Origin of the sequence: Ectothiorhodosinus mongolicus (assembly GCF_022406875.1) — a bacterium.
Classification (GTDB): Bacteria; Pseudomonadota; Gammaproteobacteria; order Ectothiorhodospirales; family Ectothiorhodospiraceae; genus Ectothiorhodospira; species Ectothiorhodospira mongolica.
Genome location: NZ_CP023018.1, coordinates 1336104 through 1349092 on the forward strand (window position 1 = coordinate 1336104; position 12989 = coordinate 1349092).

Consider the following 12989-nt stretch of genomic DNA (forward strand, 5'->3'; position numbering starts at 1 on the left):
CAATAAAAATCGTGGGTGAAAACGCCGCAAGGATTTTTAGTGCTTACTTAAGACCGCCGCTACTGCAGCAAACACATCCTCGATCTCACCTTCTCCCTGAATACTATGCAATAGGTCCTGCGCGCTGTAATGCTCGATTAGAGGCTTAGTCTGGTCCTCATAAACCTTGAGACGGCTGGCGATGGTTTCTTCTTTATCGTCAGCCCGATGAATCAGGTTGGTGCCGCCGCAGGCATCGCAGACGCCTTCACGAGACGGCGGATTGGTGTGAATATTATAGACCGCGCCACAATCCGCGCAGCTACGACGACCGGTAAGACGGGTCTTTAGTTTTTCCAAATCGACATCGATTAGAATGGCGGCATCCAGGGGCTGATGCAGATCGCCGAGCATGTCATCCAGTGTTTTTGCCTGCGCTAGATTGCGCGGAAATCCGTCGAGAATATAGCCGCTCTGAGCATCGGGCATAGCCAAGCGTTCGCGAATCATCCCCAAGACGATGTCATCGGAGACTAAGTCCCCGGCATCCATCGCCGCTTTGGCTTTTTGCCCGAGCGGGGTGCCCGCGGAAACTGCGGCACGCAGGAGATCGCCGGTGGAAATTTGCGGGATGCGGTAGCGGTCAACAATAAGTTTTGACTGCGTGCCTTTGCCCGAGCCCGGAGCGCCCAAAAGAACGATACGCATGTTTTTCTCCACCTGAATTTGGGTAAAAGAGTATAGTTTGTCTCGGGTTATAACCGCTCCGGTGAAGCTGGCGCAAGATGCTTGGATCATGGAAATTGTTTCTGAGGCGGTTCGTATTGCTCCACAACCCGTTATACTGTGGGCTTTAGCACCCATTTAAGAGGCTCTTTGAGTGAATATCGCAAACATCCCTGTGGGCAAATCTGTGCCCGACGATATCAACGTCATCATCGAAATCCCCGCCAACGCCTCGCCCGTGAAGTATGAGGTGGACAAGGACAGCGGTGCTTTGGTCGTTGATCGTTTTATGGCGACGCCGATGTTCTATCCCTGCAATTACGGCTTCGTGCCGCATACGCTCTCCGATGATGGGGATCCCGTGGATGTTTTGGTACTTACCCCTTATCCGCTGCTCAGCGGTAGCGTGATTCGTGCCCGCCCCGTAGGTATGTTGAAGATGACCGATGAATCGGGTGAAGACGCAAAAGTATTGGCTGTTCCTATCGACAAGCTCAGCCCCGTTTATCAGCATATTCAGGGTCCTGAAGATGTGCCGCCCTTGTTGCTCGAGCAGATCCGCCATTTCTTTGAACACTATAAAGAATTGGAGCCAGGCAAATGGGTGCGCGTTGACGGTTGGGCGGGTGTAGATGCTGCTCGGGCGGAAATTACCGCATCCATCAAGCGCTATGAACAACAAGCCTGAGTTCTGGACTTTCCCTGTTGAAAGGGGATGATGCGGCGGCAAAGGCTTAAAGACCACCAGCAGGAACAGCATCTGTTCCGCGTGCGGATTATTATTGCCACGGTGGTGGCCGCACTGCTGCTTGGCCTACTGGGTGTGCGACTAACCTACCTGCAAGTGGTCAACCACAGCCACTTTGCGACTTTATCGCAAAATAATCGCGTCCGAATTGAGGCTCTGCCGCCGCCGCGTGGTTTGATCTTTGATCGCCATGGCGTGGTAATTGCGGAAAACCGCCCCTCACATCAGCTTGAACTGATTCCCGAACAGGTGCGGGATTTGGAAGATACGCTGGCTCGGCTTGGCGAGCTTATTAGGCTAGAGCCACAAGACCTCGAGCGTATTCAGCGCGGGCTGCGCACCTCGCGACGATTCAATAATGTGGCTGTGAAAAGCAATCTGAGCGATGAGGAAATTGCTCTTTTTGCCTTGAACCGGCATTTATTTCCTGGAGTGGATCTCTACGCCAGGCCGGCCCGACATTATCCTTACGGCGCTTCTTTGGCGCACGTTTTAGGTTACATGGGCCGTATCAATGAGAATGAACTACAGCGCATCGATCGGCGCAATTATGCCGGCACCATGCACATCGGTAAGACCGGAGTTGAGCGCTTTTACGAAGATAAGCTGCATGGTCAGGTGGGACTGCGGCGCGTTGAGGCTAATGTTCAGGGGCGCGTGTTGCGTACCTTGGAAGAGCAGCCGCCGATTTCCGGTCAGGACATCACGCTCACCATTGACGTCACTCTGCAACTAGCAGCCGAGCAGGCTTTGGGGCAATCAGCCGGTGCAGTGGTAGCACTAGATCCGCGTAACGGCGAAGTGCTGGCGATGGTCAGTACACCCAGCTTTGATCCTGGCCTGTTCTTTCACGGCATTCCCCAACACACCTACTCCGAGTTGATGAGCCATCCGCGGCGCCCTTTGTTTAATCGAGTTTTGGCCGGTCAGTATCCACCGGGGTCTACCTTGAAGCCAGTGCTGGCTTTGGGTGGTTTAGAACATGAGTTGATTGTGCCATCCCGCTCTATGTATACCCCGGGTTACTACCAGTTGCCCAATTATTCTCGGCGTTTTCGTGACTGGACTTATCATGGTTGGGTGAATATGGATGAGGCGATTGCGCGCTCATCCGACGTGTATTTTTATGACCTCGGGCATCGCATGGGTATCGACCGTATGTCTGAATTCTTTGGTCTTTTTGGTATCGGAGAGGCTACGGGAATCGATTTGTTGGGAGAGCGCCGCGGCGTCTTGCCCAGTCGGGCTTGGAAGCGGCAGGCCATGGGTGAGTCATGGTTTCCCGCGGAAACCATTATCGCTGCGATTGGTCAAGGATATATGCTCACCACGCCTCTGCAGTTAGCCAGTATCACCGCCACGCTGGCAATGCGTGGGCAGCGGGTCACTCCGCACTTACTAAAGTCTCACGAGACCGACATGGATCTGCCCAGCAGTGAACGTGGACGTAATGGTTTGCAGCCAGTGACAGTTCGCCGCGACAGTCTATGGGATCCGATCATAGAAGCCATGGTCAATACCATGCATCAACCCTATGGCACGGCATTTCGCACCGGCCGTGATGCGCTCTATCAGATGGCCGGTAAGACTGGGACGGCTCAGGTATTTGGCTTGGCTGAGGACGAGGAATATGACGAAGAGTTGGTTCCGGAGAAGCTGCGCGATCATGCCTTATTTGTTGGGTTTGCCCCCGCTGATGATCCGCGTATTGCAGTGGCGGTGATTGTTGAGAATGGCGGCAGCGGTGGCCGCGTGGCAGCACCCATAGCGCGCCAGGTGGTGGATGCCTATTTGTTAGGAGATGGCTCTTGAGCCTGCTGCGCAGCATCGAAGACGACCGCTCTGTAAGCGGACAGTTGTTGGGCGTTTTGCGGCTCGACCCCCTGCTTCTATTGGGTATCCTGCTCTTATTGGGGCTGGGTTTGGCAGCGCTTTACAGTGCCAGCGGAGAAAACATCGATATGTTGACCAAGCAGGGTATGCGCTTGGGAGTGGCATCATTGGCGATGATCGTCATGGCACAAATCAGCCCTGAACAGCTGCAGCGATGGACGCCCTGGATCTTTGTGGCTGGGGTACTGCTGTTGGTGGCCGTGGCTTTCTTTGGCGAGGTCGGCAAGGGGGCCCAACGTTGGCTGAATCTTGGGTTTGTCCGTTTCCAGCCGTCAGAGCTGATGAAGTTGGCAGTGCCCATGGCTTTGGCTTGGTATTTTGCGGAAAAGCCCTTGCCGCCACGTTGGCATGAGCTGCTGCTGGCCGTTCCCATCGTCGTCATTCCCGCCGTTCTTATTGCGCAGCAACCGGATCTCGGATCGGCGCTGTTGGTGGCCGGTGGGGGTGTCGCGGTAATTATTCTCGCTGGCATTCGCTGGCGTCTGGTGATGTTGTTGGGCGGGCTGGGCATGATGGCTTTGCCCCTGCTTTGGTATTGGATGAAGGACTACCAAAGACAAAGAGTGCTGACTTTATTGAACCCCGAGAGTGATCCCTTGGGTGCGGGTTATCACATCATTCAATCCAAAATCGCCATTGGTTCTGGTGGGCTATACGGAAAAGGTTGGTTAAACGGTACCCAATCTCAGCTGGAATTCCTGCCCGAGCGCTCCACCGATTTCATTTTTGCCGTTTATGCCGAAGAGTTTGGTTTACTTGGGGTTCTGCTGCTGCTGGTGCTTTATCTGTTTGTGATTTTGCGTGGCATGTCTATTGCGCTGCAGGCTCAAGACACCTATTCGCGTCTTTTGGGGGGTGGTTTAAGCCTCATTTTCTTCACCTATGTGTTCGTAAATATCGGCATGGTTTCAGGGCTTGTGCCGGTGGTTGGCGTGCCGCTACCGCTTTTTAGTTACGGCGGGACTTCGCTGGTGACCCTGATGGCAGGTTTCGGTATTCTGATGTCCATTCATTCTCACAGGCGACTGCTCGCACCATGATGAAACGATTGATTGCCGTTGTATGTGCCGCTGTTTTACTCGGTTTTGCGGGCCATGCACAGGCGCGTTATGTCGCCGGTGAGCCCCCTTACCTGCAACGTGAAGAGGTGCAGTCTTTTATCTCTGAACTCGTGGCAGAAGGTTTTGATGAGGCGCAGCTGCGCGAGCTCTTTGCCAACGCCAGACCACAGCAACGAGTCATTGACTTAATCTCGGCCCCAGCCGAGGCGCGCCCCTGGAAAACCTACCGGCCGATATTTATCACTCAGCAGCGAATCAATGAGGGTGTGGCTTTCTGGCAGGAGCACGAAGCGCTGATTTTACGAGCCAGTCGTGCGTTCCAAGTGAACCCAGAGATTATCGTATCGATTATCGGCGTTGAGACCTCCTACGGCCGCAACCAGGGCAACTTCCCAGTGCTAGACACTTTGATGACCCTGGGGTTTGATTATCCGCCAAGAGCAAATTTTTTTCGCTCGGAATTAGCGCATTTTCTGCGTCTGGTTCGGGAGGAGGGCATCGACTTATTGGCGACCCGAGGTTCCTATGCGGGAGCCATGGGGCGAGGGCAGTTCATCTCTTCGAGCTACCGAGCCTATGCCGTGGATTTTAGTGGGGATGGCCGTCGTGATTTGATGAATTCTTGGCCCGATGCCATTGGCAGTGTTGCGAACTATTTTCAACGCCATGGCTGGGCCATGGGCGAACCTGTGGCATTGCGTGCCGATGTCGATGGCGAGCGATACAAGGAACTCCTGAGTCGGGATTATCGCGCGCGCATCTCGCTTCAAACACTGGCCGAACATGGTGTGACACCGACGCGGCCAGTGCCCGAAGATGCTCAGTTCTCCATCATCGAATTAGAAACCGAAAGCGGATTTGAAGTCTGGTTGGGTTACCCCAATTTTTATGTGATTACGCGTTACAATCGTAGCCCTCTCTATGCCATGGCGGTCTATGAGCTGGCGAGCTTGATTCGCAAGGAGCGCATCACCCAAAGTGCCGTCGGTGAGAGTCAATGACCAGTCGTATCGGCCCTTTGCTGCTGATAGCTGTCGTTATTGTTGTGTTGTCGGCGTGTGCCAGTAAACCAGATGGCCCGGTGCTCGATGATCGCGCACCCGATCCTCGCTCGATTCCTGATCTTGACGCTATTCCTGAGCCCACTCCTCGCTTTGAGCCGCCCAGCCGTTATGGCAACCCGCCTTCTTATGAAGTTTTTGGTCAGCGCTACTACACCATGAATAGTGCCGAGGGTTATCGCGAACGCGGAGTGGCTTCGTGGTATGGCGCCAAGTTCCATGGCCGCCGTACCTCTAGCGGTGAGCCCTATGACATGTTTGCCATGACGGCGGCGCACACGAGCCTGCCACTTCCCACGTATGTGCGCGTCACCAATCTGGACAACGGCCGCAGCGTCGTGGTGCGGGTAAATGATCGGGGCCCCTTTTTGCGCGGCCGCATCATTGATTTATCTTATGCAGCGGCGCATCGCATCGGTATGGTAGATCAGGGAACGGCGCGCGTTGAAGTGGTGGCGCTGAATGCGCGCGAGGAGCCTCAGCGTGTAGCGAGAGAGCAGCGTCCTGCGAGAAGTCCTGAGCCAATCACCACCCAAACCGAGGTTGCGATGACGCAGGCAGACAGTTTGGTTTTCGTACAAATGGGTGCTTTTGGAGAACAGCGCAACGCCGAGCAGTTACAGCGTCAGCTGCAGGATGCGGGTATTGAATCGGTGATCATCACCTCCCGAGCGCAGTCTTCTGATGGTTTTTTTAGGGTTCGCATTGGACCCAAGCGCAATCAGTTCGAGGCGCATCAACTCATTGAAAATCTTCGGCAATTAGGATTTGCAGGGATGGCAGTGATCGCCGAGTGACGGTGCGGTGGCCCAAAGCTGGCATGCTACTATTTCGGTTTTTTTCTCCAAGAGGTTGTTACCGGCCATGAAAAGTTGGCTCATTATCGCCGCATTCCTGCTATTCCCTTCCTTGGCTTTGGGTCTGGATGTCCGCGTTCCTCCGCCCTCGGATTTATCGGCGCGCAATTTCGCGGTGATGGATTTTGCCTCAGGAAATCTCCTAGCAGCGCGCGATCCTGATGAACGCGTGGAGCCCGCCAGTCTTACCAAGATAATGACCGCCTATGTGGTCTTTCGTGAAATCGATGAAGGCAAGCTGCGGCTAGATGAGTCGATTCGGGTCAGTGAGGCCGCCTGGCGTACCGGCATGCGTGGCGCCTCGCGCATGTTTATTGAAGTCGGCAATGAAGTAGGTGTCGAAGACTTATTGCGCGGCATGATTGTGCAGTCAGGCAATGATGCTTGTGTGGCTTTGGCTGAGCGTATCGCCGGGACCGAAGGGGCTTTTGTCGATTTGATGAACGCCACAGCCCGCTCCTTAGGTATGAACGACACCCAGTTTCAAAACAGCCATGGTCTTCCCAGCGATGAGACACAGTACACCACGGCTCGAGATATCTCTTTATTGATGCGGGCTTTGATTCGCGAGTTTCCTGAACTCTATCGCTACTATGCCGAGCGCAGCTTCACCTTCAATGGCATCAGTCAGAACAACCGTAATCTGTTGTTATGGCGGGATGATTCGGTTGATGGCGGCAAGACTGGTTGGACCAGCGCTGCGGGATATAACTTGGTGTCATCGGCACAGCGCGATGAGATGCGCATGGTGGTCACGGTCATGGGTGTTCGTGCTTCTAACCACCAGGAAGGTGGCCGTGTGCGCGCCAATGAATCACAGGCCTTATACAATTGGGCCTTCCGTGAGTTTGAAACTCAGCGCATTTATCGCGCCGGACAAGTGGTGATCGAGGGGCGTGTCTGGGGTGGGGAAGAGCGCTCCGTGCCTTTGGGTTTGGTGGAGGATCTTTTTGTCACTCTGCCACGGGGCCGCTACGCTGATTTGGGCGCTGCGACGCAATTGGCTGACCCCTTGGAGGCGCCTTTGGTGCAAGGCAGAGACTATGGACGTTTGCAAATCACATTGGACGACTCAGTGCTGATTGAGAAACCCCTGGTGGCCTTAGAGCCCGTGGCTCAGGGTGGCTGGTTGCGGCGCTTGATTGATACCGTTTGGAAGCAATTTTCATGAGTGAACGGGTGGTCTACTTAAACGGCCAGTATGTGCCGGAGTCCGAAGCACGTATTTCCGTGCTGGATCGGGGTTTCTTGTTCGCGGATGGGGTTTATGAAGTTATCCCAGTCTATGGCGGCTGTCTGTTGCAAGAAGATGAACACTTGCAGCGTTTGGTGCGCAGCCTGGAACAAGTGAGATTGCCCAATCCGCTATCGCTGCCACAATGGAAGTCGGTGTTTGCCGAATTATTACGTCTTAATCCCGGACCCGAGCGCGGTATTTACCTTCAGGTGACGCGTGGCGCAGCGCGTCGAGATCATGCTTTTCCCAAAGCGGCTGAGCCTACGGTGCTGGTCATGGTCAACCCCATCAGCTTGCCCGATGCGGAACTCCTTAAGACCGGCGTGGCGGCTGTCACCCTAAGTGATGACCGCTGGTCACGCTGTGACATCAAATCCATCAGCTTATTGCCCAATGTTTTGGCTCGCCAGCAAGCAGTCGAACAGGGAGCAGCTGAGGCCATTTTGATTCGCCAAGGTTTGGCGGTAGAGGGGGCGGCCAGTAATCTTTTTGTGGTGGCCGATGGAGTGATCGTTACGCCACCTAAAGATCGGCATCTGCTGCCGGGCATTACCCGCGACCTAGTGATTGAGTTGGCCCAGCAACAGGGTTATCCGGTGATGGAATCCGTCATTCCTGAAGATCAGCTAAGCGTCGCTCAGGAAATCTGGTTGACCAGCTCCACCCGCGAGATTTTGCCCGTGACCCGTTTGAATGAGACGCCGGTTGGCGATGGCAAACCCGGCCCAGCGTGGCAACAGATGCATGCCCACTATCAGCGCTTTAAAAAGGAACGGCAGGCCCTGGAATCATGAGTGATGAAGACAGCATAGAGTTTCAGTTCCCCTGTGATTTCCCCATCAAAGTGATGGGCGCGGCACTGCCTGAGTTTCACCAGCGCGTGGAAGAAATCATTCGCCGCCATGTCCCCGAAGTGGGCGCCGATGCTTTTTCCAGTCGTGCATCCAGTGCCGGTCGGTATGTATCGATTACTGTGGTGATCCAGGCTCAAAGCCGTGCTCAACTGGATGATATTTATCGGGATTTGACATCCTGCGAACTGGTGACCATGGCTCTTTAGGGCATGGGTTGCGACTCAGAGATAAAAATACGGCGATTGGGCCTTCAGGCCTACGAAACTACTTGGCAGGCGATGCGCCAGTTCACCGAGGAGCGCCAGCCCCACACCCCCGATGAGATCTGGCAGCTAGAGCACCCGTCGGTATTCACCCTAGGTATCAGTGGTCATGCGGAACACATCCTCGATGCTGGGCCAGTGCCGGTAGTACAAAGCGATCGAGGTGGGCAGGTGACATATCATGGTCCTGGTCAGGTGGTGCTCTATGTGCTGCTGGATCTGAAGCGCCGCCAATGGGGTGCGCGTCGCTTAGTGACGGCCTTAGAGCAATGTGTGATCAGCTATTTGGCCGAGTTGGGGGTGAGCGCCATAGCGCGCCAAGATGCGCCCGGGGTTTACGTTGATGGCGCCAAAATCGCCGCTTTGGGTCTGCGTGTGCGGCGCGGTGGCAGCTATCATGGTCTCGCCTTTAATGTGCATCCCGATTTAAGCGTCTTTAAGCGTATCAACCCCTGTGGCTATGCCGGGATGGACGTGTGCTCACTGACAAGTCTTGGGATCGACCAGTCTTGGCAGCAGGCTGCTGATGCGTTGACACGGACGTTTTTGGCAGAGTGGGCGCGCCCAAGCGCAGACGCTGGCAAGGCCTAGAGATACTCTCGCCAATGGCGGGGGCGTTGATCCCGGCAGCCATGATCCTGTTGTTGATAATGGTGTATGAAGACTTTTTGCGCCACGCCTTTTAAGGTCTCACGGGTTAATCCCAAGTTGGCACGAATGGTGTCTTCTTGGTAGTGATACAACGCGCGGCGCAGTTTGCTGATCAGGCTATTGTCCAAATGAAAGCCCACTTCTATGAGCGCCTGCTCGATTTCCGCATAGGTGATGCGGCGAATGTCATAGCTAACCCATAGGCGTTTGTCCCCGCCGCTACGCACCTCCATTACCGCATCGGCTTCGCGCAGCATCAGCCAAGCAGCCTCAATTTGCTGATTTTCATTCTGCGGCCCCTTAAAAATCAGCTCGCGCTGCCGCAGGTAATTTTCATTATTATCCATGGGGTAATGCTAACCACCGCGCCGGAATATGCAAGATTAAATCCAATAACCTAAGGTACAGCGAAGGTGGCCTGCTAGATCCTGGCGACTGGAAACCTGCTGAAAACCCGCTCGCGTCATCCGTTCTTGTACTGCCACTGCCTGATTCCAGCCATGCTCGAGTATCAGTAAGCCGCCTTCATTGAGGTGCTTGGTTGCTGCATCAATGATGGTGAAAAGATCGGCATAACCCTCAGCCTCGCTGTGCAATGCCATCTGCGGTTCGTGCCGCAAACTAGGCCAATGTGGATCATCCCCAGCGATATAAGGGGGGTTGCTGATAATCAGATCAAAGCGCCGGCCTGTGATGGGCGCAAACCAGTTGCCCTGGCAAAATTCGATGCGCTCCGCCAGCCCCAGAGCATGCGCATTTTGTTGGGCCACAGCTAAGGCTTTTGGGCTGTGATCGGTGGCGATGATGTGCAGTAAAGGCCGCTCGCTGGCCAGCGCTAAGCTGATGGCCCCTGAGCCTGTGCCCAGCTCCAATACGGTTTGCGCGTCACTTGAGGGTAAGTAGGCCAAAGCCACTTCGACCAAGGTCTCAGTGTCGGCGCGTGGAATTAAGACATCGGGCGTGACGCTAAGTCGTAAGGACCAAAACTCTTGATGTCCCAAGATATAGGCCAAAGGCTCACCCTGGCAGCGCCGATTCGTCAAGGCTCGAGTTTCATTCCGCAACAATGGATCAGTAATCTCGTCCTCGCCATGGGCGTAAAGCCACGCGCGATCCCGGCATAGAGCATGAGCCAATAACCACTGGGCCTCGAGTTCAGCGGCATCAAAGCCTTCTAGGGCTTGCTGCATCTCAGCCAGGAGTTGCTGGTAATTCATGACGCGTCTTTAGTCGGCAAGCTGCGCCAGCTGCTCGGTCTGATGCTCATTGATCAGAGGGTCAATAATGGGGTCAAGCTCACCAGCAATAATGGCCTCAAGCTTGTATAAGGTGAGATTAATGCGATGATCAGTGACGCGCCCTTGCGGGAAGTTGTATGTGCGAATGCGCTCTGAGCGATCACCGCTGCCTACGAGGCTTTTGCGGGTGGCGCTTTGTTCCTGATGGCGGCGCGTTTCCTCCATCTCCAATAGGCGTGCCGCCAATAAGCTCATAGCTTTGGCTTTGTTCTTGTGCTGGGATCGTTCCTCTTGGCATTCCACGACAATGCCGCTTGGCAGATGCGTCAGGCGCACGGCTGAGTCTGTGCGATTGACGTGCTGGCCGCCGGCGCCGCTGGCGCGGTAAGTGTCAACGCGAAGATCGGCTGGATTAATATCTGGGATTTCCATTTCATCGGGTTCGGCCATGATGGCGACGGTGGCCGCTGATGTATGAATGCGGCCTTGGGATTCGGTTTCCGGAACCCGCTGTACCCGATGGGCGCCGGATTCAAATTTCAGTCGCGAATACACGCCTTGACCGATAATGCGGGCAATCACCTCGCGGAACCCCCCATGTTCTCCCTCATTGGCCGACAATAGTTCTACCTGCCAGCCCCGTGATTCGGCATACCGGCAGTACATGCGAAACAGATCGCCCGCAAAAATAGCTGCCTCATCGCCACCCGTGCCGGCACGTATTTCCAAAAAGGTATTGCTTTGATCATGAGGATCGCGGGGAATCAACAGCTTTTGCAGGTCAAGTTCTAAGGACTCCAGCGCTGCCGATGCCGCTGCTGCCTCCTCCTGAGCCATGGCACGCATGTCCGGATCTGGGTCGGCCATCATCTCTTCCGCCGTTTTTAGCTCCCAGGCGCCCCGCAAATAATCGCGCCAGCCTTGAGCCACGGGCTCGAGCTGCGCATATTCCATCGAGTAACGCCTGAAACGCTCCTGATCCTCGATAACATCCGGAACAGCCAGCAGCCCACTGAGTTCTTCAAACCGCTCGGCGATCTGCTCCAATTTGCGACGTATGGAGTCTTTCACGAACCGAATTTATCTGTGGGCTTATCGCTACCCGGCAGGTCAAACAGCGTTTGCGCCGCTTCAATGAGATGGAGCTTGCCATCGCGCGCAGACTCATTCAGTCGATGGCAAGGATCATGCAGCAGCTTATTGGTAAGGGTATGGGCGAGGAAGGTGAGAGCCTCCTCTGGAGTTTTCCCGTGTTCTATCATGCCCAGCGCCTTGTCCAGCACTTCGATCTGCACGCCATGGGCCTTGTCACGAAAAGCACGGATAGTGCCGACGGCATTTTGCGCCCGCAGCCAGCCCATAAAGCTATGCACTTGGGCCTCAATGATTTCTTCAGCCTGACGCGCCGCTTCGCGGCGAGATTGCAGGTTTTCCTGAATCACATCCTCAAGATCATCCACTGTGTATAGATAGATGTTTTCCATAGAACCCACTTCCGGCTCGATGTCGCGGGGGACGGCAATATCCACCATGAACATAGGCCGCCGTTTGCGCGCTTTTAATGCGCGTTCCACAGCGCCTTTGCCAAGAATCGGCAGGGGGCTGGCGGTAGAAGAAATTAAAATGTCCGCCTCGGGCAAGCGCGAGGGGATGGCCGGCAGAGTAATAATTTCCGCACCAAATTGATCGGCCAAAGGTCGTGCGCGTTCCACCGTGCGATTGGCCACGATGATATGTCCCACCTGATGGCTGTGTAAGTGCCGTGCCGCCAGCTCAATCGTTTCACCCGCGCCGATCATCATCGCCGTCAGGGGACGCATATCTCCCCAAATTTGTCGGGCTAAAGAAACAGCGGCAAATGCAACGGAGACGGGGCTAGATCCAATGGCCGTGGAGGTGCGAACGTTCTTCGCCACCGAGAAGGCGTGTTGAAATAGGCGCCCCAGTTGTCGGCCCAGAGTGCCTGAGTTGCCGGCACTTTGATAAGCCTCTTTGAGCTGTCCCAATATCTGCGGTTCGCCCAGGACCAGAGAATCTAGGCCACAGGCAACCCGCAGAAGGTGGCGCACCGCATCGTCTTGGGTATGGCGGTATAGGTAAGGTTGGATTTCGTCAGGCTTGAGGCGATGGTACTCACCCAACCACTGCAAGACCTTGCGGTCCGGATGGCTGGCTTCGGAGCGGAAATAGATTTCCGTACGGTTACAGGTTGAGAGAATTGCCGCTTCGTCGACTGGCGTGGCGCGTTGCAAGCCTCCCAGCGCTTCATCCATGCGATCAGGGGCGAAAACAATGCGCTCGCGTATACCCACGGGCGCCGACTTGTGGTTGACTCCAAGGGAGAACAGCATCGCGCGCGAGGTTTGTGTGAATAGCGTATTCTGCTTGAGCATTGAAGTCATGAATAGATGCTCCGCACTC

The 12989-nt window shown here is 55.0% G+C and carries 14 protein-coding genes; 9 read left to right on the plus strand and 5 right to left on the minus strand.

Features of this window, described 5'->3' with window-relative positions; all coding sequences use genetic code 11:
- Window positions 1–36 precede the first annotated feature (36 nt).
- Entirely contained in the window at window positions 37–687 is a 651-nt protein-coding gene (locus tag CKX93_RS06390) for an adenylate kinase (RefSeq protein ID WP_076755961.1), read from the minus strand.
- Between the two features lie 172 nt (window positions 688–859).
- Between CKX93_RS06390 and ppa the strand changes: the two genes are divergently transcribed.
- From ppa to lipB, 9 genes are all read left to right on the plus strand, one after another.
- On the plus strand, window positions 860–1393 hold the full coding sequence (gene ppa / locus CKX93_RS06395; protein ID WP_076755831.1) for an inorganic diphosphatase: 534 nt from the start codon (window positions 860–862) through the stop codon (window positions 1391–1393).
- Window positions 1394–1420: 27 nt separating this feature from the next.
- On the plus strand, window positions 1421–3265 hold the full coding sequence (mrdA, locus tag CKX93_RS06400) for a penicillin-binding protein 2 (protein WP_076755832.1): 1845 nt from the start codon (window positions 1421–1423) through the stop codon (window positions 3263–3265).
- Window positions 3262–4386, plus strand: a complete 1125-nt coding sequence (gene rodA / locus CKX93_RS06405; RefSeq protein WP_076755833.1) for a rod shape-determining protein RodA — start codon at window positions 3262–3264, stop codon at window positions 4384–4386. Before mrdA ends, rodA begins: the two co-directional genes overlap by 4 nt.
- Window positions 4383–5408, plus strand: coding sequence for a lytic murein transglycosylase B (mltB, locus tag CKX93_RS06410; RefSeq protein ID WP_143339932.1), 1026 nt, complete (start codon window positions 4383–4385; stop codon window positions 5406–5408). The genes rodA and mltB overlap by 4 nt, the downstream gene beginning before the upstream one ends.
- Window positions 5405–6265: a septal ring lytic transglycosylase RlpA family protein gene (locus tag CKX93_RS06415; protein ID WP_076755834.1), complete on the plus strand. Its 861-nt coding sequence runs from the start codon at window positions 5405–5407 to the stop codon at window positions 6263–6265. The genes mltB and CKX93_RS06415 overlap by 4 nt, the downstream gene beginning before the upstream one ends.
- A 67-nt stretch (window positions 6266–6332) precedes the next feature.
- Complete coding sequence (locus tag CKX93_RS06420; protein WP_076755835.1) at window positions 6333–7496, plus strand: D-alanyl-D-alanine carboxypeptidase family protein; 1164 nt, start codon at window positions 6333–6335, stop codon at window positions 7494–7496.
- Complete coding sequence (locus tag CKX93_RS06425) at window positions 7493–8356, plus strand: D-amino acid aminotransferase (protein ID WP_076755836.1); 864 nt, start codon at window positions 7493–7495, stop codon at window positions 8354–8356. The genes CKX93_RS06420 and CKX93_RS06425 overlap by 4 nt, the downstream gene beginning before the upstream one ends.
- Window positions 8353–8622 (plus strand): YbeD family protein, encoded by a 270-nt coding sequence (locus tag CKX93_RS06430; RefSeq protein WP_076755837.1) that lies wholly within the window; start codon window positions 8353–8355, stop codon window positions 8620–8622. The genes CKX93_RS06425 and CKX93_RS06430 overlap by 4 nt, the downstream gene beginning before the upstream one ends.
- Before the next feature lie 3 nt (window positions 8623–8625).
- On the plus strand, window positions 8626–9270 hold the full coding sequence (gene lipB, locus CKX93_RS06435) for a lipoyl(octanoyl) transferase LipB (protein ID WP_076755838.1): 645 nt from the start codon (window positions 8626–8628) through the stop codon (window positions 9268–9270).
- Here the strand turns inward: lipB and CKX93_RS06440 are convergent.
- From CKX93_RS06440 to hemA, 4 genes are read right to left on the minus strand one after another with little or no spacing between them, the layout of a single operon-like run.
- A complete protein-coding gene (locus CKX93_RS06440; protein ID WP_076755839.1) occupies window positions 9267–9677 on the minus strand; it encodes a hypothetical protein in 411 nt (136 codons plus the stop codon). The two genes, lipB and CKX93_RS06440, sit on opposite strands and share 4 nt — an antisense overlap.
- Before the next feature lie 36 nt (window positions 9678–9713).
- Window positions 9714–10547, minus strand: coding sequence for a peptide chain release factor N(5)-glutamine methyltransferase (prmC, locus tag CKX93_RS06445; protein ID WP_076755840.1), 834 nt, complete (start codon window positions 10545–10547; stop codon window positions 9714–9716).
- Between the two features lie 9 nt (window positions 10548–10556).
- Window positions 10557–11639, minus strand: a complete 1083-nt coding sequence (gene prfA, locus CKX93_RS06450; RefSeq protein WP_076755841.1) for a peptide chain release factor 1 — start codon at window positions 11637–11639, stop codon at window positions 10557–10559.
- Window positions 11636–12919, minus strand: a complete 1284-nt coding sequence (hemA, locus tag CKX93_RS06455) for a glutamyl-tRNA reductase (protein WP_076755963.1) — start codon at window positions 12917–12919, stop codon at window positions 11636–11638. The genes prfA and hemA overlap by 4 nt, the downstream gene beginning before the upstream one ends.
- Window positions 12920–12989: the final 70 nt, after the last annotated feature.